The 24,662-nt window shown below is 72.9% G+C and carries 19 protein-coding genes; all 19 read right to left on the reverse strand.

All coding sequences use genetic code 11. The features are described from left to right. Positions 1-25: 25 nt before the first annotated feature. From ACFYQQ_RS15625 to ACFYQQ_RS15715, 19 genes are read right to left on the reverse strand one after another with little or no spacing between them, the layout of a single operon-like run. Complete coding sequence (locus ACFYQQ_RS15625) at positions 26-577, reverse strand: dTDP-4-dehydrorhamnose 3,5-epimerase family protein (RefSeq protein ID WP_355793901.1); 552 nt, start codon at positions 575-577, stop codon at positions 26-28. Further along, the gene (locus ACFYQQ_RS15630; protein WP_356164551.1) at positions 574-1,806 is read right to left on the reverse strand and encodes a polysaccharide pyruvyl transferase family protein; all 1,233 of its coding nucleotides are present in this window, start codon (positions 1,804-1,806) and stop codon (positions 574-576) included. Before ACFYQQ_RS15630 ends, ACFYQQ_RS15625 begins: the two co-directional genes overlap by 4 nt. Continuing rightward, positions 1,803-2,750, reverse strand: a complete 948-nt coding sequence (locus ACFYQQ_RS15635; protein WP_356164553.1) for a glycosyltransferase family 2 protein — start codon at positions 2,748-2,750, stop codon at positions 1,803-1,805. The genes ACFYQQ_RS15630 and ACFYQQ_RS15635 overlap by 4 nt, the downstream gene beginning before the upstream one ends. Further along, the gene (locus ACFYQQ_RS15640; protein ID WP_356164555.1) at positions 2,747-4,054 is read right to left on the reverse strand and encodes a hypothetical protein; all 1,308 of its coding nucleotides are present in this window, start codon (positions 4,052-4,054) and stop codon (positions 2,747-2,749) included. The genes ACFYQQ_RS15635 and ACFYQQ_RS15640 overlap by 4 nt, the downstream gene beginning before the upstream one ends. Continuing rightward, entirely contained in the window at positions 4,051-5,325 is a 1,275-nt protein-coding gene (locus ACFYQQ_RS15645; protein WP_355783270.1) for a DUF4910 domain-containing protein, read from the reverse strand. The genes ACFYQQ_RS15640 and ACFYQQ_RS15645 overlap by 4 nt, the downstream gene beginning before the upstream one ends. Beyond that, a complete protein-coding gene (locus ACFYQQ_RS15650; protein WP_355783273.1) occupies positions 5,322-6,347 on the reverse strand; it encodes an SDR family oxidoreductase in 1,026 nt (341 codons plus the stop codon). Before ACFYQQ_RS15650 ends, ACFYQQ_RS15645 begins: the two co-directional genes overlap by 4 nt. Positions 6,348-6,350: 3 nt before the next feature. Beyond that, complete coding sequence (locus ACFYQQ_RS15655; RefSeq protein WP_355783276.1) at positions 6,351-6,998, reverse strand: PIG-L deacetylase family protein; 648 nt, start codon at positions 6,996-6,998, stop codon at positions 6,351-6,353. After that, positions 6,995-7,804: a glucose-1-phosphate cytidylyltransferase gene (locus ACFYQQ_RS15660; RefSeq protein ID WP_355783279.1), complete on the reverse strand. Its 810-nt coding sequence runs from the start codon at positions 7,802-7,804 to the stop codon at positions 6,995-6,997. The genes ACFYQQ_RS15655 and ACFYQQ_RS15660 overlap by 4 nt, the downstream gene beginning before the upstream one ends. Further along, positions 7,801-9,036, reverse strand: a complete 1,236-nt coding sequence (locus tag ACFYQQ_RS15665; RefSeq protein ID WP_355783282.1) for a class I SAM-dependent methyltransferase — start codon at positions 9,034-9,036, stop codon at positions 7,801-7,803. Before ACFYQQ_RS15665 ends, ACFYQQ_RS15660 begins: the two co-directional genes overlap by 4 nt. Further along, positions 9,033-10,274: a glycosyltransferase gene (locus ACFYQQ_RS15670; RefSeq protein ID WP_355783285.1), complete on the reverse strand. Its 1,242-nt coding sequence runs from the start codon at positions 10,272-10,274 to the stop codon at positions 9,033-9,035. Before ACFYQQ_RS15670 ends, ACFYQQ_RS15665 begins: the two co-directional genes overlap by 4 nt. A gap of 2 nt (positions 10,275-10,276) precedes the next feature. Further along, positions 10,277-11,563 (reverse strand): O-antigen ligase domain-containing protein, encoded by a 1,287-nt coding sequence (locus tag ACFYQQ_RS15675; RefSeq protein WP_355783287.1) that lies wholly within the window; start codon positions 11,561-11,563, stop codon positions 10,277-10,279. Between the two features lies 1 nt (position 11,564). Then, complete coding sequence (locus ACFYQQ_RS15680) at positions 11,565-13,100, reverse strand: right-handed parallel beta-helix repeat-containing protein (RefSeq protein WP_388904770.1); 1,536 nt, start codon at positions 13,098-13,100, stop codon at positions 11,565-11,567. 8 nt (positions 13,101-13,108) lie between these two features. Beyond that, positions 13,109-15,067, reverse strand: coding sequence for an alginate lyase family protein (locus ACFYQQ_RS15685; protein WP_355794004.1), 1,959 nt, complete (start codon positions 15,065-15,067; stop codon positions 13,109-13,111). Beyond that, positions 15,064-17,247, reverse strand: coding sequence for a bi-domain-containing oxidoreductase (locus ACFYQQ_RS15690; RefSeq protein ID WP_388904771.1), 2,184 nt, complete (start codon positions 17,245-17,247; stop codon positions 15,064-15,066). Before ACFYQQ_RS15690 ends, ACFYQQ_RS15685 begins: the two co-directional genes overlap by 4 nt. Before the next feature lie 29 nt (positions 17,248-17,276). Continuing rightward, on the reverse strand, positions 17,277-19,211 hold the full coding sequence (gene asnB / locus ACFYQQ_RS15695; RefSeq protein ID WP_388904772.1) for an asparagine synthase (glutamine-hydrolyzing): 1,935 nt from the start codon (positions 19,209-19,211) through the stop codon (positions 17,277-17,279). 3 nt (positions 19,212-19,214) lie between these two features. After that, on the reverse strand, positions 19,215-20,735 hold the full coding sequence (locus tag ACFYQQ_RS15700) for a Wzz/FepE/Etk N-terminal domain-containing protein (protein WP_388904773.1): 1,521 nt from the start codon (positions 20,733-20,735) through the stop codon (positions 19,215-19,217). Continuing rightward, positions 20,732-22,096: a Wzz/FepE/Etk N-terminal domain-containing protein gene (locus ACFYQQ_RS15705; RefSeq protein WP_356164572.1), complete on the reverse strand. Its 1,365-nt coding sequence runs from the start codon at positions 22,094-22,096 to the stop codon at positions 20,732-20,734. The genes ACFYQQ_RS15700 and ACFYQQ_RS15705 overlap by 4 nt, the downstream gene beginning before the upstream one ends. Further along, positions 22,093-23,352, reverse strand: a complete 1,260-nt coding sequence (locus ACFYQQ_RS15710; RefSeq protein WP_356164574.1) for a glycosyltransferase family 4 protein — start codon at positions 23,350-23,352, stop codon at positions 22,093-22,095. The genes ACFYQQ_RS15705 and ACFYQQ_RS15710 overlap by 4 nt, the downstream gene beginning before the upstream one ends. Beyond that, the gene (locus tag ACFYQQ_RS15715; protein WP_355786888.1) at positions 23,342-24,658 is read right to left on the reverse strand and encodes a nucleotide sugar dehydrogenase; all 1,317 of its coding nucleotides are present in this window, start codon (positions 24,656-24,658) and stop codon (positions 23,342-23,344) included. The genes ACFYQQ_RS15710 and ACFYQQ_RS15715 overlap by 11 nt, the downstream gene beginning before the upstream one ends. Between the last annotated feature and the right edge of the window lie 4 nt (positions 24,659-24,662).

Genomic DNA, 24,662 nt, shown 5'->3' on the forward strand with positions numbered 1-24,662 from the left:
GCTCTTCTCGGTGTCCACGCCGGTCTCACTTCTCTCTCTGCTTCAGGACCTCGGCGAGGCTCGGCGCCTCCTGGTCCCGCTTGGACATGGACGTGGCCGGCAGCGGCCAGGGGATGGCGAGTTCGGGGTCGTCGAAGGCGATCGTCACGTCCTCCGCCGGATCGTGCGGGCGGTCGATCCGGTACGTGACGTCGGCCGGTTCGGTCAGCGCCTGGAAGCCGTGGGCGCATCCGGCCGGGATGTAGAGGGTCGTGGGTGTGTCGCCCGACAGCTCGAAGAACTCCCGGTTGCGGTAGGTCGGCGAGTCCGGCCGCAGGTCCACGACCACGTCGAAGATCCGTCCGTAGGAGCAGCGCACCAGCTTGGCCTCGCCGGCGCCGGAGCGCAGGTGCAGTCCGCGCAGGACGCCCCGGACCGAGCGGGACACGCTGTCCTGGATGAAGGCGTCCGGATCGAGCCCCACGGAGCGGACCACGTCGGCGTCGAAGGTGCGGCAGAAGAAGCCGCGCTCGTCGGCGTGGGGCGTCGACTCGAACAGGAACGCGCCGGCGATGGCCGGGACTTCGGTCGCCTTCACGAGGCCTCCCGCAGGACGTGGGTGTGGTCGGCCGCCGGGAACAGGGCCGCGGTCAAGTCGGTGAACTGGTCGTCCAGTTGGCGGGACACCAGCAGGTTGCGTTCGGCGAGGGTCCGCCGCAGCTGTGCCGACCTGCCCTCCAGGTCCCGGAACTGGCCGAGCAGGCGGTCGGCGTCGATCTCGCGCGCCGGGTGGCAGTACGCGTCGAGTCCCATCCGGGCCATCAGCGCGTCGCTCTTCGCCGCGTAGCTGAGGGCGAGGGTCGGTGTGCCGGCCCTCAGCGCGCAGACCAGGTTGTGGTAGCGGGTGGCCACCACGGTGTCGGCAGCCGCCGTCTCCTTCATCAGGTCGGCCAGGGAGGTGGCCTCGGCGGCGGTGACCAGCGGCGAGCCGACCGCGTCGACGATCGCTGCGGCCACCGGGGCGTCGCAGTCGTCGCCGGTGAGCAGCCGCACCGGCCGGCCCTCCTCGACCAGGGCGCGGACGAAGCGGGTCGTCCCGTCGAGATAGCGGCGGTGGATCTCCTCGGCCCGCGCCCGGTCGTCGTTGCCGCCGTGGAAGTCCATGACGCCGACGCAGACCGGCCCGGGAGCGCCCGACGGCGTGCTCGGCGAGGGCGCCGGGAGGGCGAAGGCGAGATCCGGGTGGACCTTGTCGCGCGCGGTGTCCACGCCCATGGCCCGCAGCGCGTCGCGGGACAGGGTGTCGCGGTACGAGCGGTACGCGGCCAGCCGCGCCGACCAGCGCACCAGGGCCCGGGTGGCGCGGTCGCCGATCGGGGCGGCGCCGACGCCGACCAGCGCCACCCGGGTCCCGAACAGCCGGCCCGAGGCGCACAGCAGGAACAGCGAGTACGGGAAGCCCCACGGCCGCAGCGGCAGCGTGGCCTCCAGGACGCCCATGCCGGGCACGATCACCACGTCGTGCCGGCGCACCCAGGCGGCGGTGCGGAAGACGTCGACGAGCTTGCCCAGGCCCTTGCCCGCGACGGCGCCCAGGCGTGACGCGGTGCGGTACTCCCCGCGGTACCAGTGCAGCCGCGTCGCGGGAATCCGGTACCGGGTGGCCACCTCCTCGGGCCCTCCGCACAGCGCGTCCACGAGCGCCTCCGGGTGCCGGGCACGCAGGTAGCCGAGCACGGCCTCCAGCGAGCCGTCGTTGCCGAGGTTGCCGGAGCCGAGCAGGCCGAACACCCCTACGCGCACCGGGGTCTCGCCGGGGACGGTCACGCCTGCCTCCCCTCGCGGCCGGCGACGAGGGCGTCCACGGAGACGGTGAGGCGGGCCGGGTCGACCCGTGCGCGGTCCTCGACGCGCTCGCCGGCGCCCGGCCGGAACCGGCTGGTCATCCACGAGGCCAGGTGGCGGTAGCACGCGCGGCGGTCGGCCGGGGACAGCGGCGCCCGCCGGATCGCCGAGACGAAGCCCCAGACGTACTCGGCGAGCAGCCGGGGCGTCGGGTGCAGCGGGCCCGCCCGGCGCGGGTCCAGGTTGACGCAGCGGGAGCGCTTGGAGGGGTTCGCCCGCTCGGCGCGGGTCGGGTGGTCGCGGCGGAAGTACAGCAGCTCGGGCACCTGGTGGAAGGGCCCGTGCAGGGTGATCTCGGCGACGAAGGTGCGGTCCGCGTGGTGGTAGCTGTCGTGCGGCTTCACCCGGCGCAGCACGTCGGCCCGCATCACCCCGTAGAAGTCGTCGCCGCCCGGCTCGAAGAGCAGGCTGCGGAAGCGCTCCGGCGCGTGCGGGGAGTCGGTGGCGAGGCCGTACTCGTAGGGGACCTTCACCTGGCCGTCGCCGTCGATGACCGCCTGTCCGCTGTGCGCGAGGACGACGTCCGGGCGCTCGTCCAGCGCCTGGACGCAGCGCAGCAGCAGGTCCCGTGCGTACAGGTCGTCGTGCGAGGCCCACTTGAACAGCTCGCCGCGGCACTCGGTGAAGACGTAGTTGTGGTTCGGGGCGGCGCCGATGTTGCGGGGCAGCCGGATGTACCGGATGCGGGAGTCCTTCGCGGCGTACCGGCGGCAGATGTCCTCGGTCCCGTCGGTCGACGCGTTGTCGGAGATGACCAGTTCGAAGTCCTCGTAGGTCTGGCCGAGCAGCGCGTCGAGGGACTCGGCGAGGTACTCCTCGCCGTTGTACACGGGCAGGCCGATGCTCAGCCTGGGTTGGGCGCTCATGAAGTCCTCACTTCGGGAACGGAGTTGTGGTGGCGCTCGCGCAGGGCGGACCGCAGGTGCAGCCACCACACGGCCGAGCCGCAGACGGTCGCGGCGGCGACACCCCAGGCGGAGCCGGCCGTGCCGGCCAGGGCCGCCCCGCCGAGCCCGCCGGCGACGTAACAGGCGGAGCCGATCAGCTGGCTGCGCAGACTGCGCCGGGCGGCGCCGAGGGCTCGCAGCCCGGCCGCCGCGCCGGTGCCGAGGCCGGCGCCCGCGACGCCGAGCGTGACCGGCACGATCAGCTCCGAGGCGGAGCCCCAGACACCGCCGAGCACGAACTCGCCCGCCCGGTCCGGCACCAGCAGCAGGGCGCCGCCCCAGAGCAGCGCGGCGGCGGCCTGCCCGCCGCCGAGCAGCAGGCAGAACGCGGCGAGGCGGTGCGGGGCCCGCCGCAGCACCCGGGCCGCCTCCGCGACGGTGACGAGCGACAGCCCCATCAGCAGGGCGAGGAACGGGCCGAGCAGCAGCTCCGCCCCCCGGATCACCCCCACCGCGCCGACACCGACGACGGCGCCGAGCCCGTACGCCCTCAGCTGGCTCGCGCCGCTGTTGCTGACGTTCTCGACCAGGTACCGGTAGCCGAGGTCGCGGTGGTCGCGCAGCCAGTCGCGTGCTCCGGTCAGGCCGGGCCGGATGCCGGACTGGAAGCAGCCGTAGACCGCGGCCACCGCGGCGCACGCGCCCCAGGCGAGCACGAACGCGCCGACGCTGCCCACGCGGGCGGCCACCACCATGGCGGGGACGAGCGCGACCCCCCACACGAGGTCGTTGACGAACGCCTTCCGGCCGGTGCCCGCGGCGAAGAACGCGAACCGCCAGGCGTCCTGGAGCAGCAGCCCCGGCAGGACCACGCCGAGGCAGGCGAACGCGGACCCGACGCGCCCGCCGACGGCGAGCCCGGTCACCAGGGACAGCACGCCGAGGACGGTGCCGACGCCGAGCGCGATGCCCGACGACCGGGCCACGGCCTCGCGCCAGGACGCGTGCGGCACGCCGCTGAAGCGCACCACGAGCGGGTCGGTGGCCAGGCCGCGCGAGACGTTGAGCACCACGCCGTAGGTGACCCAGGCGAGGCTGAACACGCCGAACGCGGTCAGCCCCAGCGAGCGGGCCACGTAGATGCCCACCGCGAAGTTGGTCATGCTGGATGCCGCCTGGTCGGCCAGCCCCCAGGACAGCCGGCCGACGAGGGCACGCCGGGCGGATCCGGCCGGCGTCTTCGTCGTCGGCGGATCCGCCCCCTCGGTGGTCATCGGGGTCATGCCTTGATCAGCCCGGCGCCGTGCAGGGCGTCGGCCGCGCCGGCGACCGTGTCGAACGGCAGCCCGGACCGCTCGGCCACGTCCAGCAGACCGTGCTCCCCGTCGGAGAGGCTCAGTACCCAGAGCATGGCCAGCTGGGCCTGCTTGGCGTCGCTGCGCCCGCCGAGCGAGTCGTACAGCCCGCGCCGCCCCAGCTGTGGTTCGCCGTACGGGCTGAGGTTGAGGTAGCGCCGGTTGGCGTCCAGCACGGCGAAGGTCTCGCGGCAGACGGCGAGGGTGTCCGCCATCGCCTCCGGGGAGACGAAGTCCGGGTTGTCCGCCGAGGTGTGGTACTCGGGGTACCCGGCGTAGGGGGTCCGGCTGAGCGAGCCCACGCCGAGGTCGAACCCGGGCGAGCAGTACTGCCGCTCGTCGTAGCCGTAGGGGGTGAACTCGGTGATGTGGTGCGGGCGTTCGGAGGCGGTGAGCACGTGCCGCATGACACGGTCGATCTCCGCGTCGCCGCGTCTGCTCTGCTTGTACGTCAGCCGGCCCGAGTCGCCCGCGCAGGCCAGCACCAGGCCGTGCTTGACCCGGTCGATCCGCTCCCTGTTGCGGGCCAGCCAGGTGATCGCCCCGATGGTGCCGGGCGCGAAGACGAACCGGTAGGTGTAGTACGGCGTCCGCTCGGCCAGCGCCCGGGCCAGATAGGTCGCCACCGCGATGCCGGCCAGGTTGTCGTTGGCCAGCGACGGGTGGCAGACGTGGCAGGAGACGATCACCTCGTCGGTGACCTGCCCGGGGATCACGTGCTCGGCGTAGGTGAGGTGGCCGTCCTCCAGGGTGGAGTCGACGCGCACCTCGTAGTCGCCGTCCGGCATGGCGTCCAGGGTCTCCTGGGACAGGCAGAACCCCCACTCCGGCTGGTAGTAGCTGGTGCGGTACGGCACCCACGTGGGGTGGTCCGGCAGTGTGTGCAGGTGCTTGCGCAGCTCGGTCAGCGGCATGGTCGCCGACACGGGCACGCTGTAGCCCAGCACGTGCAGGCTGGACGCGGCGAAGTCGACGACCCGGCGGCCCTCGGCGTCGGCGATGTACGCGTCCCGGATGTTCCACTCCTGCGGCACGGTCCAGTCGAGGACCTGCGTCCCGGTCGGCACCTCGTGCACCCGCAGCGGCAGGTACTCGCCGACGATGTCCAGGGTGGCGCGCACGCCGTCGCCGGTGATGCTCCGGCACAGCGGGTACAGCCGCTTCACCAGCGCGTGCATCTCCTCGCCGGCCGTGGTCATCGGCGCCACCGCAGGGTGTCGTCGACGGCACCGGCCTCGGTCGCCGCGCGCAGCACGGCCAGCCGGGTGAAGCGCCGCTCGAAGTCCTCCCGCGTCAGCCCGTGTTCGCGGTAGGCGTCGGCGAGTTCGAGGGCGCCCTGCTTCACCGTCCACTCGCAGTCGAAGCCGGGCACCGCGGCGCGGAACCGCGAGAAGTCCACCCGGTACGAGCGCGGATCGGCACCGTTCTCGCCGGTGATCACCACCTTCGAACCGGGCACCGCGGCGGCGACCTGCTCGGCGATCTCGGCGACGGTGACGTTGTTGACCTCGCTGCCGATGTTGAACGCCCGGTCGTGCACCGCCTCCCGCGGGGCGGTGAGCGCCGCCGTGAAGGCCCGCGCGATGTCGGCGGCGTGGACCAGCGGGCGCCAGGGGGTGCCGTCGGAGAGCACGAGGACCTCGCCGGACAGCAGGGCGTGGCCCACCAGGTTGTTCAGCACGATGTCGGCGCGCAGCCGGGGCGAGTAGCCGAACGCGGTGGCGTTGCGCATGTACACGGGACTGAAGTCGCCGTCGGCCAGGGCGTGCAGGTCGTCCTCGACCCGCACCTTGGACTCCGCGTACGGCGTCACCGGGCGCAGCGGGGCGTCCTCGGCCACGAGGTCCCCGCCACCGGCGGCACCGTAGACGGAGCAGGTCGACGCGTACAGGAAGCGCCGCACTCCGGCGTCGCGCGCCAGCCGGGCGAGCCGTACGGACGCGTGGTGGTTGATGTCGTAGGTGAGTTCCGGCGCGAGCGAGCCCAGCGGGTCGTTGGACAGCGCGGCCAGGTGGATCACCGCGTCCACCCCGGCGACGTGCTCGGCCGTGACGTCGCGCAGGTCCACGCGCGGCCCCGCGGGGTCGGCGGGCGCCGGGCCGAGGACGCAGTCGGCGAACAGTCCGGCGTCGAGGCCGACGACCTCGTGTCCGGCGGCCGCGAGCACCGGGGCCATCACGGTGCCGAGGTAGCCCTGGTGTCCGGTCAGCAGTACGCGCAAGGTTCAATCCCCCAGGTCGAGAGTGAGTTTGGTGACGGTGAACGCCTCGGCGTAGCGGGCGTGGCATTCGATGCCGCGGATCCGTGCGAGGCCGAGGAAGGCCTCCCGGTCGTACCAGGGCCGGTGCCGCTGCGAGGGGTAGTGCTCCTGTAGCAGCCGCACCTTCTGTTCGGCGATCTCAGGCGACAGCGGCTGGTACGCCGATGGGCGGCCGAGGTCGCCGTCCCATTTGACGATCTCGTAGCCGAGCACGAGGTGGTCGCGGTAGGCGGTGGTCATCAGCCGCGCCAGGCCGCGGTGGTCCTGGTGCGCGTCGTCGGTGCGCGGGGCCAGCACCAGGTCGGGCTCGGTGTCCGCGCGCAGGTCCTCGACCGCGTCCTTGGCCTCCTCCCAGTGCGCGGGCAGCCGGCCGTCCGGCAGCTTGTGCACGGTCAGCCGCAGGTCGGCGCCCGGGCAGAAGGCGGCGAGCGCGGCCTGTTCCTCCTGCTCGCGCTCGGTGCCGCCGCCGGAGAGCACCAGGGCGTCGACGCGCAGGCCCGGCCGCGCGAGGCACATGGTCAGCAGGGTGGCGCCGGCGCCGATGGCGATGTCGTCGCAGTGCGCCCCGACCGCGACGATCCGGTCCAGGCGCCCCGCGCCGAGCCGTATCACGCGGTCCCCACGCGGGCACCGGTCGCCGCGCCGTCCCGCTCCCAGACGGCCCAGGGGCGCTCGCCCCGGGCGTACGCCTCGTCGAGCGCGGCGCGTTCCTTCACGGTGTCGGTGGGCTTCCAGAAGCCGCGGTGCCGGTGGGCCACCAGCCGTCCCTGCTTGGCCAGTCGGCCGCATCCGTCGGCGACCAGGTCCCCGTTCTCCGGGATGTGGTCGAAGATCTCCTGGCGGAGCACGAAGTAGCCGCCGTTCTCCCACAGCGGCAGTTCGCTCACCGCGGTGATGCCCCCCACGAGTCCGTCCTCGCCCAGCTCAACGCAGTGGAACGAGGACTGCGGCGGCACCACCATCATCGAGGCGCCCGCGTCGCGCCCGGCGAACCGGTCGATCATCTCCGGCAGCGGGGCGTCGGTGAGCACGTCGGCGTAGTTCGCGAGGAACATCTCGTCGCCGTCCAGGTGGTGCCGTACCCGGCGCAGCCGCTCACCGATGGGCGACTCGATGCCGGTCTGCGCGAACGTGATCGTCCAGTCCGAGATGTCGGTGGACAGCAGCTCGGTCCGTCCGCCGCGCAGCACGAAGTCGTTGGACGTCGTCTCCTCGTAGTTGAGGAAGAAGTTCTTGATGTGGTGGGCGCCGTACCCGAGGCACAGGATGAACTCCGTGTGCCCGAAGTACGCGTAGTAGCGCATGACGTGCCAGATCAGCGGCCGGGGGCCGACCATCGCCATCGGCTTGGGGACGTCGTCGGAGGTGCCGTTGCGCATCCGCATCCCGTAACCGCCGCAGAACAGGACGACCTTCATCGCGTGACCTCGACAATGCTCAGTTCCGGGATGGGGAAGACCAGCCGGCCGCCCCACTCGTGCACGAAGGACAGCTGCTCCACCAGTTCGGCCCGCAGGTTCCAGGGCAGGACGAGCACGTAGTCCGGCCGGTCGGCGGCTATCCGCTCGGGCGGCAGGATCGGGATGCGGGTGCCGGGGGTGAACCGGCCGTGCTTGTAGGGGTTGCGGTCGACCGTGTACGCGAGCAGGTCGGGCCGGATGCCGCAGTGGTTGAGCAGGGTGTTGCCCTTGCCCGGGGCGCCGTAGCCGACGACCGTCTCACCGCGTTCGGCCGCCTCGACGAGGAACCGCAGCAGGTCCCGGCGGACCTTGGCCACCCGGGTGGAGAACTCGGTGTACCCGGACAGCTCCTGAAGTCCGGCGGCCTTCTCGCGGTCCAGTACGTCGGCGACCCGCGCGGACGGTTCGCCCGCCACCTCGGCCGGCCGGGCCCACAGGCGGATGGAGCCGCCGTGCGTCGGCAGCAACTCGACGTCCACGAGGGCGAGTCCGCCACTGGCGAGCGCCCGGATCGCGGACGCGACCGTGTAGTACTGGAAGTGCTCGTGGTAGATCGTGTCGTACTGGTTCTCCTCGATGAGGGTCAGCAGGTGCTGCACCTCGATGGAGACCCAGCCGTCGTCGGCGACGAGGGCGCGCAGTCCCTCGGTGAACCCGACCACGTCCGGGATGTGCGCGTACACGTTGTTCGCCACGACCAGGTCCGCCGGACCGTGCTCGGCGCGGACGGCCCTGCCGGTGTCCGGGCTCAGGAACTCCGTGAGGGTGGGCACTCCGGCGTCCCGTGCCGCGGCTCCGACGTTCACCGACGGTTCGACGCCCAGGCAGCGGATCCCCCGGTCCACCACGTGCTTCAGCAGGTAGCCGTCGTTGCTCGCGACCTCGACCACGAAGGCGTCGGGGCCGAGGCCCACCCGCTCCGCGGCGGCGTCGACGAACGTGCGCGCGTGCTCCACCCAGGAGGTGGAGAACGAGGAGAAGTACGCGTACTCCTTGAACGTCTCCTCCGGTGTGATCAGCGGCGGGATCTGCGCGAGCCAGCACGCGGTGCAGACCCGCAGGTGCAGCGGGTACGTCGTCTCCGGCCGGTCCAGCGCGTCCGCGGCGAGAAAGCTCTCGCACGGCGGGGTCGCCCCCAGGTCGACGACGCTCGCCAGCGTCGCCGAGCCGCAGAGTCGGCATCGTGTCATCTGTTGTCCCCATCCCCCCTGTTCGCGCGGGTGTCCCCGGCGCGAGCCTGTGCTGACCGACCCGCGATCGCGGTGCGGTACTCCTCCTCCAGGCGCCTCAGCCCGACCGCCGGGCTGAAGTCCCGTACGTAGCGCCGCCGGGCCGCCCGCCCCATCTCCCGGCCGTCGTCGGGGCCGGCCGCGATCCGGCGCAGGCAGGCCGCGAGCGAGGCGGCCTCGCCCGGCCGGTGCAGCAGCCCGGTCACCCCGTCCTCGACGAGTTCCACGAAGGCGCCGTGACCGGCGGCGACGGTCGGTACGCCCGCCGCCATCGCCTCCACGACCACCAGGCCGAACGCCTCCAGCCACGTCGAGGGCGCCACCACGGCGACCGAGCGGGCGACGGCCTTGCGGCTCTCCGCGGTGTCGAGCAGCCCGGCGTAGCGCACGTCGTCCCGGCCCGCCGCCCAGTCGGTCACCTCCCGCTCCAGGGGCCCGGTGCCGGCGATCACGAGCGGCAGGCCCAGCCCGCCGTCGGCGGCGATCGCGTCCCAGGCCGCCATGAGCAGCCGTACGCCCTTCGCCTCCGCGAGCCTGCCGAGGTAGAGCAGGTGCTCGCCGGCGCCGGTGCGCACCTCGCCCGGCTCGGGCACGAAGTTGTGCTTGACCGCCAGCCGTTCGGGCGGCATGCCTCCCCGGGCCAGGACCTCGCGCTGGGCGGCGGAGATGCACAGGAACCGGTCCACGCCGGACCACCACCGGCGCCGGTTCGCCGACAGGCTGACCGCGAGCGGCACCGTCGCCAGCCGGGAGCCGCGGTAGCAGCCGTGCCGGACGGCGGGCAGCGGCGTCGACCCGACGCACTCGGTGCAGGGCCGGCCGTCCCGCTGGAGTGTGCCGGGAGGGCAGATCTGGGTGTAGTTGTGCAGCGTGGCGACGACGGGCACGTCCGCGTCGGCGCAGGCGGCGAGCACCGCGGGCGACAGGAGCGGGAAGACGTTGTGGACGTGGACCACGTCCGGCCGCTCGGCGCGCAGCCGGGCGGCGAGTTCCCGCCGGACCGCCGGGTTCCACGGCACGCGCAGCGGCACCCCCACCTTGGCGAGCAGGGACATCGCGGCGATGTCGTCGCTGCGGCGCTCGAACACCTCGACCCGGTGGCCGGCCGCGCGCAGCAGCTCCGTCTCCTGGCCGACGACCTTGTTCTCCCCGCTCGGCTGCGCCGAGGCGTAGTGGTTGTGCACCACGAGGACGTGCATGCTCAGCTCACCTCCGGTCCGCGGGCCCAGCGCGGGACGTGTCGTCGCGGGACCGCGGGCGGCGGCAGCGGTGGGTCCGCCGGTGCCGCCAGCAGGGAGGCGGCCACCGCGAGGTGCAGCAGATACGGCGAGGCGTCGCCGAGTCCGGCCTCGGTGTACGAGGCGATCGCGCAGTAGCTGATCAGGAAGATCGCGCAGGCCCGCGACAGCGACGGCGGCCGCAGCAGCGCGACTCCGCCCAGCACGGCGATGACCGACCCGACCAGCGCGATGCCGGTCAGCCCCTGTTCGTGGTAGACGGCCAGCCAGCTGTTGTCGATCGGCAGCCCGCCGAACGACTTGTCGCCGAGGCCCATCCCGAACAGCTTCTCCCCCGTACTCCGGGGCGCCGCCAGCAGGGCGTCCCAGACCTTCGCCCGGCCGGTCAGGTTGGAGAAGTTCTCCTGGCTCTGGCCGCGTAGGAACCACGACCGCAGCGCGCCGGCGAACCCCACGGCGGCGACCACGGCGCACAGCACCGCCCAGGTGAAGAAGCGGCGGGCGGCGGCGCTGGTCAGGACGAGCGAGCCGATCGCCAGGGTCAGCCCGATGATCAGGCCGAGCGTGGCCGTACGGGTGTGGGTCAGCGCGAGCAGGACGAGGGACGGCACGATGACCACCGCCGCGCTCACCCGGTCCGTCCTGCGCCCGAGCACGAGCAGCACGGTGAGTCCGATGATGACCGCGGCGTACTGCCCGATCTGCGGCGGGGTGAGCGGCCACAGCGCGCCGACGAGCCGCCCGCCGTACAGCTCGGGCAGGGCCGCGCCGGGTGAGATGAGCAGGCCGGCGGCCACCGAGCCGAGCACCGCGAAGTACATCCGGATGTGGTGCCGGACGAACGTGGTGCCGCCGTCCCACCAGCGGCTGAGCAGCCACAGCGTGCCGACGAAGAGGGCCAGCCGGCCGCAGCGGAACAGCGCGCCGAACCCGGAGTTGAGGTTCGCGCTGGAGATCAGGCTGGGCACCAGCAGGAGGGTGAGCAGGAGCACGAATGCGCTGGGGCGGATGCGCAGCCGCAGGTTCACCACGAGCGCCAGCGCGAACGCGGCGACGAGCGCGCCCATGGTGACCATCTGGATGAGGGAGCGGGGCAGCGGCACGATGGTCTTCGCGCCGGCCGAGCCGAGGGTGTTGAGGATCAGCAGGCCCCAGACGATCCCGACGACCCTGGCCGTACTTGTGGCGGCGGGGGCGGTGTCCGTGTCGAGTCCGCCCGCCTGCCTGTCGTGCCGCACGTCCGCGTCCATGTCAGCCACCGCCCCGCGGATCGAGGGTGCTGCCCTTGTCCTGCCGGTAGGGCGTGCCCTGCCACTGGCCGAAGTCGAGGACCCGGCTCGGGTCGTGGGCGACGAACTTCCACGGTCCGACGTAGACGTTGTCGTGCCAGCGGTTGTGCTGGCCGGTGGTGATCGCCTCGGCGACCCGCTCGCCCTGGTACGGCGACCAGTCCGGGTAGGTGCCGTAGTTGGCCAGCACCGCCATCAGGCCGCACTTGGCCGTGCACTTGACGACGGACTTGTCGAGCGTGAAGCGGTTGTGGTGGATGTCGACCCGCTGGGTCTTCCACCGGCAGTCGTCGTACAGCGGGGCCTTGGCGATCGCCGGGTCAGCGCACCGGTCGGTGCCCTTCACCAGCAGGGTGCAGTCACCGGAGGAGGTGTTGGCCGGGCTGTTGCAGAACCGGTCGGCGTTCTCCCACAGGGTGATGCCGGACCAGTTGTCCTCCAGCACGTTGCGGTAGACCTCGATCCTGTCGGTGCGGGCGCGGACCCTCGGTTCGCCGCCGGACTCGGACAGATAGACCGTCGCGAACGGGAAGGTGTCGCCGCGTTCGGCGGCCTTGCGGCCCTCGACCCAGTTGTTCCGCCGGATCGTGTTGTTGCGGATGACCGCGTTGTAGCTGATCTCGTAGATCAGCGCGGCACCGTCGTTGGCCTCGAACACGTTGTTCTCGATGCGGAAGTCGTTGTTGTTGGTGTCCGCCCACAACCCCGTACCGCGGTTGTCGTGCACCCAGTTGCCCCGTATGTCGGCGCGGTCGACCGCCCAGAACTTCACGCCTCCGGTGCAGCCGCAGCCCTTCTGCCGCCGTTCCCAGTCGCCGGTGTTGTTGCCCACGATCTCGTTGTCCTCGACCACGAGGCCGCGCAGCGGGCCGCCGGACTTGTACGCGTTCATGCCGTACTGGCCGTTCTCGCGCAGGCAGTTGGCGCGGACCTGCTGGCGCGCGCCGGCCATCAGTCCGGCGCCGGAGTTGTACTGGATCGTCGCGTGCTCGATCACCCATCCGTCCGCCGAGTCGTGGTTGACCACGCCCTCGTCGCGCGGCGCGACGAAGTGCTGCACCGTCAGGTGGCCGACCGTGACGTCGGGGGCGGTGCCGCCGAACGCGTACTGGTTCTTCTTCCGCCCGTCGAGGACAGCGCCCGGCGCACCGAGGTAGTGGTCGCCCTTCTTGGGAATGACCTGGGCGAAGCGGTCAGGGTCGAGCCGGTGCCTGCCCGGGCGGAGCCAGAACGTGGTGTTCGGGGGGCTGCTCTTCGTCTTCGCCGCCAGGTCGCCGACCACCTTCGGGTCGACGGTCACCGCGCCCGCCGGTGCCTTGTCCGGGCCCGGCGCGGGCTTCGCGCACACCCGGGCCACGGACCGGGCCGCGGGCGTGGACGGCGCGGCCTTCGGCGGTTCGGCCGCGGCGCCCGGCGTGCTCTCGCAGCCGGTCATCGCCAGCAGGACCAGGGCCAGCGGTGCCACCGCCGCCTTCCAGTGCCGCCTCTTGATGTCCACGCGCCCCCCTAGCCGTGGAACCTGAGCACGGTGGTGAAGCCCTCCGTGCTGTCGGTGAAGCCGGTGCCGATGAGTGTGGTGGCGGGTTCCCTGCGGCCGAAGCCCGCGGAGTACCAGCCGAGCGGTGGGTCGCTCTCGCCGCGGTGCGCCCGCCAGTCGAGCTGTGCGGGCAGGTCGAGCACCGCGGAGCGGCCCTCGCCGTCCCGGATCCAGGTGAGCGCCGCCCGGTTCCCCACCAGGTCGGCGGCGACGGCCGGACCGAGGTGGAACGCGAGCTGCACGGCCCGGCGCGGGCCGCTCACCTCGTCGACGATGCTCAACTCCCGGCTCTCGGCCGTCAGTTCCACCCGGCGGCGGTGCACGGAGGGCCGGTAGCCGTCGTGCTCGGCGCTCCAGCGGGCCACGCCCGCGTCGGAGGTGTCCGCGACCAGGACGCGGCTTCGGGCGTGCCGGGTCCACAGGAAGGGACCGCCGGAGACGGACTGGTCCTCGCCGTCCAGGCGCAGGGTGTTGTGGCCGAGGGTCGACCGGAAGTACCGCCGCCACTCGGGCTGCCCGTGGTAGCAGTACGTCCCCGGGTCGGCGAGCACGTCGACCCCGTCGTGCCGGACCTCGACGGACAGCGCGTCCGCGTGGGCGTGCGCGGCGATGGACAGGAAGCCGTGCGGGCCGCCGTCGCACCGGCACCAGATCCCGTCCGGTCCGCGCAGGACGGTCAGGCCGGCGTCGGCGAAGTGGGCGGGCCGGTCCGCCGGGCGGGTCACGGCGGGCGCCGTTCCCTTCTTCCCGTACGGACGGACGAGCGCGGCCAGCAGCGGGGTGCGGACGTCTGTACCGGTCACCTCGGGCCACCAGTCGAGCCGCCCGAACACGGCGTCCCCGGTGGCGAGCAGCGAGGCCCAGCGGTCGGTGCCCGGGCCGTCCAGGACCAGGCCGTGCCCGTCGTCCGCGTCGCCCTGGCGCGGCGGGCGCAGTCTGCCGTCGACGACGGCCGCGAGCGCGTCGGTCATCCGCAGCAGCACCAGGCGGACGGTCGCGGGCACCGGCACTCCGGCGGCGTCCGCCTCGGCCACGGCGGCGAGGCCCAGTTCCAGGACGAGTCCGTGGTACTCGGTGGCCAGTTCGCGGTTGAGGCCGGAGCCGAAGGTGTTGCCGCGCAGGTGCCGCTCCAGCGAGCGCAGCGCGCCGGCCCGCCAGCGCGCCGAGGACGGGAACCACGCGAACGCGCAGGCTCCCGCGAGCTGTCCGGCGGCCTCGGCGACGACGTGGTTGTTCGCCGAGGACCCCCGGCTGGGGAAGGCGGCCAGCCAGCGCTGGTGGTGCCAGATCTGGTCGCGGGCCACCGGGTTGTCCTCGAACAGCGCGGGCGCGCCGGGCCAGCCGTCGAGCAGCCGGCGGACCCACACCCAGGACAGCAGCCGGATGCCCAGCTCGATGCCGCTGATCCAGTGCACCCCGCGCAGCGGCGGGTTGGCCGCCCACCACGACCGCAGGTGCTCGGCCACGCGCTCGGCGTACCGCTCGTCCCCGGTGATCGCGTAGGCGGCGGCGAGCACGGTGAGGTGCTGGTGCCGGGAGGGCTCCCAGATCTGCTTGATGTCCCCGACCGCGTCCTCGCTGCGGTAGGGCACGTCGAAGGCGTAGCCCTCGGGGGCCCGGCGCCCGGTCTTCGGGTCCCAGCACCAGTCCGGGTCGGTCATGTCGTCGCGTGGCACGCCGAAGTACTCGGCGTGCCCGTCCATCAGCCGGTCGGCTCCGGCGACGAGACGCTTCGCGGCGTCCGGGGGTATCGCGGCGATCGTCCCGGCGGGCAGTACGGCGGTGAACCGGGCGCCGGTCACAGTCGGACAGTCGGCCCGCGCCGTCCGCCACCGCCGCCTGCGCACCGCGTCGCCCGCTCGGCCGCCGATCTCCCGCGGTCCCATCCGGGACAGCCGCCGCAGGTACCAGCCCGCGCTCATCGTCATCGTGTTCTCGCCAGCGTCACCGGGGCGCCGCCGGCCAGGCCGGCCTGCACGGCGAGGGTGGCCGCCGTGGTGGCGACCAGCGACTCCAGCGGCACCGGCATCGGGCCGCCGGTCCGCACGGCCCTGACGAACGCGGCCAGTTCGGCGGACTGGCCCTTGTCCCGGGCCTTGGGCAGCCGCGAACTGACCCACCGCTTGCGGCCGTAGACCGAGGCGCGGACGAAGTCGTCGAGGCGCAGCACCTTGCCGTCGGCGACGAGGTCGAGCGTCTCCTTGGGGAAGCCGGGGGCGCCGGTGGTGACGTAGCTGAGGGTGGCGGTGGAGCCGTCCGGGTAGCCGAGGACGATCTGGAGGTCCTCGTTGCCGGGTGCGGCGACCGCGTACACCGAGACGGGGTCGGCTCCGAGCAGCCAGCTCGCCGTGTCGATGAAGTGGCCGCCCTCCCCGGCGAACCGCGAGCCCTCCGTGCCCTGTTGGAGGTACCAGCTGCCGTGCTGGAGCCGGCCCGCGTTGACCAGGTAGCGCAGGCTCGCCGGGCCGGTGCGGGCGCCGAAGCGCTTCCTGGCCTCGGTCAGCAGCGGCGAGAACCGGCGGTTGAAGCCCACCTGAAGGCGGTCGTTGCCGGATTCCTCCACCGCCGCGAGGACTCCGGCGAGTTCGTCCTCGGTGAGCGCGAGCGGCTTCTCCACGAACACCGTCTTGCCGGCGAGGAGCGCCTTGCGGGTCAGTTCGGCGTGCGAGCTGTGCCGGGTGACCACGAACACCGCATCGATGGAGGAGTCCCCGAGCACGGTGTCGAGGTCGGTGGTGGCCTCGGCGAAGCCGAACTTGCGCTGCGCGTTGGCCGCGGACAGCGCCGTCGTGGTGACGACCGTCTGGAGGGTGACGCCCTCACGCTGTGCCAGGTGCGGCAGCAGCATCGACGTGGCGTAGTTGCCCGCGCCGACGAACGCCAGCCGCACCGGCGCGGTGGCGGACCGGGCGGGGGTCCGCGCGGTGCCGCCGCCTCTCTTGACCTCGGGCACGGCCACGGCCGGCGCGACCGCCTCCACCGCCTGCTCCGGGTACCGGAACAGCACGGCCACGGCCTTCAACTCGCCGTCCTTCAGGCGCTGATAGGTCTCCACGGCGTCGTCGAAGTCGGCGACGTGCGAGACCAGCGGCTCCACGTCGACGCTGCCGCGGGCGAGGAGGTCGAGGAAGCACGCCAGGTTGCGGCGCTCGGTCCAGCGGACGTAGCCGATCGGGTAGTCCCGCCCGTCGAGCTCGTACTCCGGGTCGTAGCGCCCGGGGCCGTAGCTGCGGGAGAACCGGACGTCGAGCTCCTTCTCGTAGTACGCGTTCCACGGCAGGTCCAGGCGGCACTTGCCGATGTCGACGACCCGGCCGCGGTCCCGGCAGAGCCGGGCGGCCAGCTCGACGGGCTGGTTGCTGCCGCCGCCCGCGGCCAGGTACACCTGGTCCACGCCGTGTCCCGCGGTGAGTTCGGCGACGGCGGACTCCACGGCCGCGGACGCGGGGTCGCCGCAGGCCACGGCGCCCAGGCGCTCGGCGAGTTCGCAGCGCGCCGGGTCGGGGTCGGCGCCCACGACGCGGACGCCCGAGGCGGTGAGCAGCTGCACCACCAGCTGGCCGATCAGCCCGAGGCCGATGACCAGTGCCACCTCGCCGAGCTGGGGTTCGCCCTGGCGGACGCCCTGCATCGCGATCGACCCGACGGTGCCGAACGCCGCGTGCCGCGGGGCGAGACCGTCCGGGACCGGGGTGTAGAGGTTCTTCGGCACCCAGTTCAACTCGGCGTGCAGGGCGTGCTCGTTGCCGGCGCAGGCCACCAGGTCGCCGACCTTCACGTCGTCGGTCCCGTCGCCGACCTGCTCGACCACCCCGCACAGCGAGTAGCCCAGCGGCGTGTAGGAGTCCAGCTTGCCCATCACCTTGCGGTACGTGGCGGGCACTCCGTTGGTGGCCACGCTCTGCATGACCTTGGCCACCTGGTCCGGCCGGGAGCGGGCCTTGCCCAGCATCGACATGCCCGCCTCGGAGACCTTCATGAGTTCGGTCCCGGTGGATATCAGCGAGTAGGCGGTGCGCACCAGCACCCCGCCCGGCTTGCACCCCGGCACCGGCACGTCGAGCACGGCCAGCTCGCCGCTCTTGTAGTTCTGCACTACCTGTTTCACGCGAAGTCCCCTTGTTTCTGAGCCGTCTTCTAAGCCGTGTGCTGCGTGCTCCGGCCGGACCCGGAGGTCGCGCCGCGGTACCAGTGCTCCAGGGTCAGCACGTGCCACAGGTGCTTGGAGAAGTCCCGCTGCCCGGCGGCGTCCTCGGCGACCATCCGCGCCAGCGCGTCGCGGCGCAGGATCCCCGAGTTGACCAGCACCCCGTCGTGCACCACCTCGCGCACCAGCGGTGCCAGGTCCCGGCTCATCCAGGCCCGCAGCGGTGCGCTGAACAGGCCCTTGGGCCGGTACACGATCTCCCGTGGCAGGACCGAGGTGGCCGCCTCCTTGAGGACGGCCTTGCCCTGGCGTCCGACGATCTTGCGGTCGCCGGGCACCGCGAACGCCGCCTCGACCACTTCGACGTCCACGTACGGCACCCGTACCTCGGTCGACGCGGCCATGCTCGACCGGTCCGTGTACGCGAGGTTCAGGCCCGGCAGGAACATCCGGGCGTCGGCCAGGCACATGCGGTTGACGAAGTCGTCCAGCTCGTTGTCCCGGTAGACGTCCGCGTGCTCGGTCAGCACGTCGTCGACCGTCCCGGCCAGGTCGGGATCGACGAGGGCGAGCAGCTCGTCCTGGTCGTACATGGTGTAGCTGCGTCGGAACGCGGTCTCCTCCGGCAGGTCGGCGAAGGAGAGGAAGCGCTTCGCGAACCGCACCGAGCGGTAGCCCCGGCGGGCCGTGGCCACCGGCAGCCGGTCCACCACGCCGGACAGTCCGCGGCGCAGGGGCCGCGGGACGCGCTGGTAGCGCAGCGCGAGCAGGTTGGCAAGGTGCTTGCGGTACCCTGCGAACAGCTCGTCGGCGCCCATCCCGGAGAGCATCACCTTCACCCCGGCGTCCCGGGCCGCGGAGCAGATCAGGAACGTGTTGATCGCCGCCGGGTCGCCGATCGGCTCGTCCAGGTGGTACGTCATCTCCGGCAGCAGGTCGAGGACGTTCGGGGCGATCTCGATCTCGTGCAGGTCGACGCCGAACCGCTCGGCCACCTGCCGGGCGTAGCGCAGGTCGTCGGGCATCGCCTCGAACTTCTGGTCCTCGGCGCGGAATCCGATGGTGTAGGCCGAGATCCCGGGCTGCTGCCGGGCCGCCAGCGCGGTGAGGTAGCTGGAGTCGAGGCCGCCGGAGAGGAAGGTCGCGACGGGTACGTCGGAGAGCATGTGCCGCCGGGTCGAGTCCTCGATGACGGCGGCCAGGTCCGGCAGCTCGCCGCTGCGGGCCCGCTCCCGCCCCTCGGCGGCGACGTCCTTCAGGTGCCAGTAACGGCCGCGCTCCACCCGGCCGTCGGGGCGGCACCTCAGCCAGCTTCCCGGCGGCAGCTTCTCCGCCTCGCGGAACGCGCACCGGGAGTCCGGCACCCAGTAGTACAGCAGCGAGGCCACCAGGGCCGCGTGGTCCACCTCCAGGTTTCCGCCGGTCGCGGCGGCCAGCGCCTTGAGCTCGGAGGCGAAGACCAGGCCCGTACCGCGCCGGAGCAGGAACAGGGGCTTGATGCCGAGCTGGTCGCGGGCGAGGACCAGTTCTCCGGTCCGCTCGTCGAAGATCCCGAAGGCGAACATGCCGCGCAGCCGGGGCAGGCAGTCCGTGCCCCAGCGCCGCCAGGCCTCCAGCAGCACCTCGGTGTCGGAGGTGCCGCGGAAGCGCACCCCGGCGGCGGTCAGCTCGGCCCGCAGCTCGGGCGCGTTGTACAGCTCGCCGTTGTAGGTGAGGGCGAGGCCGTCGGAGACCATCGGCTGGGCGCCGGTCTCGGACAGGTCGATGATGGCCAGCCGGCGGTGCCCGAGGTGCACTTCGCCGTCGCCGACGGGGTGGCCGTACCGGCCCGCGCCGTCCGGGCCGCGGTGGGCGAGGGTGTCGGTGAGCCGGTCGGTGACGACCTTGCCCTCCGGCCACCGGTAGGTGCCTGCGATGCCACACATGTGCTACCGCGCCTCCTGGTCGTTTTCCGGGACCCGTGCGGCCCACAGCGGCAGCCGCTCCGTCCGCCGCCGCCCCTCCCCGTTCGGCCGGTCAGGCCGCTCGCCGCGGCCGCGCAGCGCGGTGTGCAGGCCGTCCCAGAGCGTGCCGTCGGTGCGGTCACGCGGATCGGGGTCGATCAGCACCACCCCGATCACCGGGATGCGCTGGTCCGCGAGCTGCCGTGCCACGGTGTGCAGCCATGCGGCGCTGCCGTGCCCGGCGCGTACGACGAGCACGGTCTGGGTGCCGAGGTGGCGCAGGTCGGTCCACGCCGTGCCGGGCGCCACGGAGCCGACGCCGAGCAGGCGTTCCTTGAGCGGCACGGTCTCGGTGCGCTCGGCGCCGACCACGGTGGGGTCGCCCGGTTTCGGGCGGCGCCCCGCCAGCTGCCGGCCCGGCAGGGCGTCGACGACGACCACCGGTCCCTCGGGCGCCAGGGCGGCGGCGAGATCCAGGGCGAGGGTGCTCGTCGGGCGTGCGGCGCCCAGTTCGAGCAGGGAGACCGGTTCCGTCGAGCCGCGCACGGCCCGGGCGAGGGTCGCGGTGAGCCGTTCGCGGGCCGTCCGGGTCCGCCGGCGCCGCCACAGCGGGCTCTGGCGGCGGGGGAGCTCCGCGATGACCGAGGCGCCGAGGTTCGCCGCGACGTCCCGGCGCAGTACGGGGCGGTCCGCCACCACCGCGCCGACGGCGGCGAGCACGAGCCCGATGACCAGCCCGAGGACCAGGCCGATCACGGCGTCGGTGACCACGGCCTTGGGCAGGGAGTGCCGCAGTGCGCGAGGGGCGTCCACGATCTGCGTACCGGCGATGATCTTGGGTGTGCCGGTGCGGGCCTCCGCGGAGCGCTGGTCGAAGTCGGCGATTCGCGAGTTCAGTTCGGCCCGGCGGGCGAAGAGCGACTCGATGCTCGCCGACGCCTTCGGGTCGCTCTCCGGCGACTGGTCGCCGATCGCCTTGTTCACCTGGGCGAGTTCGTCCCGCATGCGGTCGCTCTGTTCGAGCAGGGCCGCGGCCTCGGCCTTCGCGGACTCCCGCATCCGCCGCACGTGGTCCGCGACGAACGCGTCGGCCAGTGCCTTGGCACGGGCCACGGCCTCCGCGTCACTGTCGCCCGTCACCTCGATCTGCAGCAGGTTGTTGGTCAGGCCGGTGGCCCGGTAGTCCCGCATGAAGTCCGCGGGGTCCTCCCGGGAGCCGAGGGTGTCCAGGGCCTTGCCCGCGATGCGGGTGGTCCCGAGCACCTCGACGTCGGTGCGGATCAGCGTTCCGGTGTCGTTCGGCTGGTCCTGCTGGTGCGCGACGAGCACCTTGGTCACCGCGGTCGGGGGCGGCGGCAGCAGGATCGCGACCGCGGCGCCGACGAGCAGCCCGAGCAGGGCCAGGGAGGACCACAGGCGGCGGCGTCTGCGTACCGCCACCACCAGCGCCTGGAGGTCCAGGAGCGGGGCGGAGGCCGGCGGGTCCGCGGCGTTGCGTGTCGTCACACCGAGCCTCCCGTCGCGTTGCCCCGCACCGCGAAATTGCGCGTGGGGTGGTCCGGTGACGGGTCGGCGGGCCGTGCCACGGGGGCCAGGACCGTGTCGGCGACGACGGCGCCGACGAGTTCGTGCCCGCCGTCCGCGCACGCCCCGGCGATGCCGGCGAGCTCGTCCGCGGTCCAGTTGCCGGCGCCGAGGACGACCAGGGCTCCGGACTCGGTGTCGCGGTCCGGGACCATCGGCCGGTCCACGGAGACCTCCACCACGCGCAGCAGCGGATCGCCGCCGGCCTCGGCGGCGAGCTGTCCCGCCGCCCGGCGGGCGATCTCGTCGCCTTCCGGTACGACGGCCAGCAGCCGCCGGGGGGCGGGCACCTGGCTCCGCAGGCGGGCGCACACCCGCCGGTAGCGGATCAGGCGGCCTGCCTCGTCGCCCGACCTGAGCGGCGTCGGCGCGTCCCACCGGGTGTCCAGGCCGAGGAGCCGGCGGATACGGGCCCGGGCGCCGTGGTCGTCCGGCCCGCGCGTGCTTCCTTCGTCCGGTACGTCGACGGTGCCCAGCAGCGCCGAGCCCAGCGCCGCGGAGATCTCCGCCTCGGAGCGCAGCCGCCGGTTCACCCGGGCGGCGGCGAGATGCCCGACGACCGAGAGCAGGAAGAACAGCACCGCTCCCCCGACGACGAGCTGCGTCCGCGTCGGTGGTGTCTCGCCGGTCGGCCGGGCCGCCGGGCCCATGACGACCATGCCGGCCTTGTTGGACGCCGGGTCGGCCTGGTCCAGCTTCGTCATGGCCTCTTCCAGCGAGGTGCGCAGTTTCTCGAGGGTGGTGCGGGCCTGCACGCTCTCCACGTTCTGGCCCGGGTCGGCCGCCTTGGCCAGGTCGGTGATGCGGCGGTTGGTCTCCTCGACCTGCTGCCGCAGCGCCTCGGCCTCCGTGGCCGCCTGGTCGTTGCCGCCGCCGGCGATCCGGGTGGCGAATCCGACGAACTGCCGGGCCACCTCGTCGGAGAGCCGCTGTGCGTGCTTCGGGGTGTCCGCGGTGCCCGAGATCGTGATGATGTTCCCGTCGGCGGCCTTGGCGCTCACCCGGTCCCGCAGCTCGTCGCCCTTGAGGCCGGTCCAGCCGAGAGTGGCGGCCGCGCGGTCGACCACCGTGGAACTGGTCGCGACGTCGACCTGGGTCAGCAGTTCGCGTTCCTCCCACTGGCCCGGCAGCAGGACCGACGCGGAGGCGGTGTAGCGCGGCGGGAACACCAGTGAGGTGCCGTAGCCGACGAGCGCACCCACGACGGCGAGGACGGCGAGGAGCCGCCGACGCCGACGGAGTATCCGCCCGATGGTGACCAGGCGGATCGTGTCATCACTCAACGGCGCGGCCTCTTCCCTGTCCGGAGCGTGCCGCCCGCCCGCGCCGGGGCGCGGTCACGGCAGGCGGCGGTGTAGGCGGCGAGCAGCGACGCCTGCGAGTTCCGCCAGGAGAGCCGGCCGTCGATCCGCTCCTTGCCGATCTCGCCCATCCGGGCCCGCTTCTCCGGGTCGTCCAGCAGCAGCGTGATGAGCTTGGCGAATTCGGCCTCGTCGTCGGCGGAGGCGTAGAGGGCGGCGTCACCGGCGGAGACCCGCGCCTCCCGGAGGTCGAAGGAGACGATGGGCCGGCCCATCGCCATGTACTCCAGGACCTTGTTCATGGTCGACACGTCGTTGAGCGGGTTGCACGGGTCGGGGGAAAGGCACACGTCCGCGGTGGACAGGTAGCGCACCAGGTCGGCGTCCGGTATCCGCCCGGTGAACTGCACCTGGTCGGACAGCCCGAGCTCGCGGGACAGCTCCACCATCGCGTCGAAGGCGTCGCCCGATCCGACGAACACCGCGTGCCAGTCGGTCCGTCCGAGTTCGTCGCGCAGCTTGGCGAGGGCTCGCAGGGCGTAGTCGACACCGTCCTGGGGACCCATGACACCGAGGTAGCACAGCAGATGGGGCTTCCCGCGCTTCAACTCCGGTTCGGCGGGCACCGGTCGGAAGCGGTCGGTCTGCGGCGCGCTGCGCACCACGAAGACGTCCTCGGGGCGCTTGCCACCACGGCGCACCGCGACGTCGCGGTAGCTCTCGTTGGTGGCGAGCACCACGTCCGCGGCCCGGTAGGTCATCCGTTCCAGCGCGCACACCCCGCGGTAGAGCAGGTCCTCGCCGCGGTCGAAGCGGGAGAGGTACAGCTCCGGCACCAGGTCGTGCTGGTCGAAGACGAACCGCGCGCCGCGCCGCTTCAGCCACAGCGCCGGCAGGAACAGCAGGTCGGGCGGGTTGCAGGCGTGGACGACGTCGACCGGGCCGACCTTGCGGGCCAGCCGGGCCGTGTGCCACAGCGCCGTTCCGTACTCCCGCAGGTAGCCGGCCGGCCCTCCGGTGGCCGCCCGCAGCGGGTAGCGGTGGATGCGCACGCCGTCGATGACGGCCTCGGGCTCGGTGTCACGCTTGCTGCCCCGGGGACAGATGACGTGCACCTCCCAGCCGGCGTCGCGCAGCGTCGTGCACTCCTGCCACACCCGCCGGTCGAACGGCACCGAGAGGTTCTCCACGAGGATCAGCGCGCGCTTGCGTCCGCCGCTGACTGCTTCACCAGGCAAGGCCCATGTACCCCGGTTCGGTCCGGCGCGCTTCGGCGTCGGGAAGGCGGATGAGGTCGATGATCGCCGGGCCGTCCCCGTGGGGCAGCGCGGACAGCACGGCCGGGTCGCTGGTCCCCACCAGGCACACCTCGGCGTGTTCGAGCACCTCGTCGACCGAGTCGGCGAGCAGCTGCGCGAGGTGCGGCAGCCGGGTCTCGATGTACTCGCGGTTGGCGCCCATCAGCCGGGACAGGCTCACGTTGGCGTCGTGGATGCGCAGGTCGTAGCCCTTGCCGAAGAGCCGCTCCGCCAGCTCGACGAGCGGGCTCTCGCGCAGGTCGTCGGTGCCGGGTTTGAAGGACAGCCCGAACAGGCCCACCCGCCGTTTCCCGGTGCGCTCGACCAGCTCCACCGCCCGCTGGAGATGGTCGGCGTTGGAGGGCAGCACGTGGGAGAGGATCGGTACCGAGACGTCGGCCCGCCGCGCCGCGTGGACCAGGCTGCGCAGGTCCTTGGGCAGGCAGGAGCCGCCGAAGGCGAAGCCGGGCCGCAGGTAGGCGGGGCTGACGTTCAGTTTGCGGTCGGCCAGGAACACGTCCATGACCTGGTGCGAGTCCACCCCGAGTGCCCTGCATATCGCGCCCAGTTCGTTCGCGAAGCCGATCTTGAGTCCGTGGAACGCGTTGTCCGCGTACTTGATCGCCTCGGCGGTGGGCACCGGTACCCGGAACACCTCGCCGGGCAGGCCCTCGTACAGTGCCGCGACCATGTCGCCGCCGGCCGCGTCGAGTTGGCCGATGACGGTCTTGGGCGGGTCGAAGAAGTCCCGCACGCTGCTGCCCTCGCGGAGGAACTCCGGGTTGACCGCGACCCCGAGGTCCACGCCGGCGGTGCCGCCCACGTACTTCTCCAGGATCGGCACCAGCAGGTTCAGGCAGGTGCCGGGGAGCATGGTGCTGCGGAACACCACGGTGTGGCGTCCGCCCCGCTCGGCCAGCGCGGCGCCGATCTCCTCGGTGACCCGCTCCAGATAGGTGGTGCACAGGCTGCCGTTGGGCTCCGAGGGTGTGCCCACGCAGACGAGCGACACCTCGCTGCCCTCGATCGCCTCGCGGACGTCGCGGGTGGCGCGCAGCGCTCCGCTGCCCACGACCTCGGCGGTGAGCTCACCGATCCGCTCCTCGACCACCGGGGCCTTGCCGTCGTTGACCATGTCGACCTTGGCCTGGTTGACGTCCACCCCGATGACCTGGTGTCCCATGCTGGCCAGGCACGCGGCCGACACGCAGCCCACGTAACCGAGCCCGAAAACGCTGACTTTCATGACG

The sequence above is a fragment of the Streptomyces sp. NPDC005496 genome (assembly GCF_042872045.1).
Classification (GTDB): Bacteria; Actinomycetota; Actinomycetes; order Streptomycetales; family Streptomycetaceae; genus Streptomyces.

Excerpts from the sequence above, each read along its gene's own strand:
- ACFYQQ_RS15675 (WP_355783287.1), bottom strand. The coding sequence starts at position 11,563 with ATGGACGCGGACGTGCGGCACGACAGGCAGGCGGGCGGACTCGACACG.
- ACFYQQ_RS15715 (WP_355786888.1), bottom strand. The coding sequence starts at position 24,658 with ATGAAAGTCAGCGTTTTCGGGCTCGGTTACGTGGGCTGCGTGTCGGCC.
- ACFYQQ_RS15660 (WP_355783279.1), bottom strand. The coding sequence starts at position 7,804 with ATGAAGGTCGTCCTGTTCTGCGGCGGTTACGGGATGCGGATGCGCAAC.
- ACFYQQ_RS15685 (WP_355794004.1), bottom strand. The coding sequence starts at position 15,067 with ATGACGATGAGCGCGGGCTGGTACCTGCGGCGGCTGTCCCGGATGGGA.
- ACFYQQ_RS15640 (WP_356164555.1), bottom strand. The coding sequence starts at position 4,054 with ATGACCCCGATGACCACCGAGGGGGCGGATCCGCCGACGACGAAGACG.
- ACFYQQ_RS15665 (WP_355783282.1), bottom strand. The coding sequence starts at position 9,036 with ATGACACGATGCCGACTCTGCGGCTCGGCGACGCTGGCGAGCGTCGTC.
- ACFYQQ_RS15670 (WP_355783285.1), bottom strand. The coding sequence starts at position 10,274 with ATGCACGTCCTCGTGGTGCACAACCACTACGCCTCGGCGCAGCCGAGC.
- ACFYQQ_RS15635 (WP_356164553.1), bottom strand. The coding sequence starts at position 2,750 with ATGAGCGCCCAACCCAGGCTGAGCATCGGCCTGCCCGTGTACAACGGC.
- ACFYQQ_RS15645 (WP_355783270.1), bottom strand. The coding sequence starts at position 5,325 with ATGACCACGGCCGGCGAGGAGATGCACGCGCTGGTGAAGCGGCTGTAC.
- asnB (WP_388904772.1), bottom strand. The coding sequence starts at position 19,211 with ATGTGTGGCATCGCAGGCACCTACCGGTGGCCGGAGGGCAAGGTCGTC.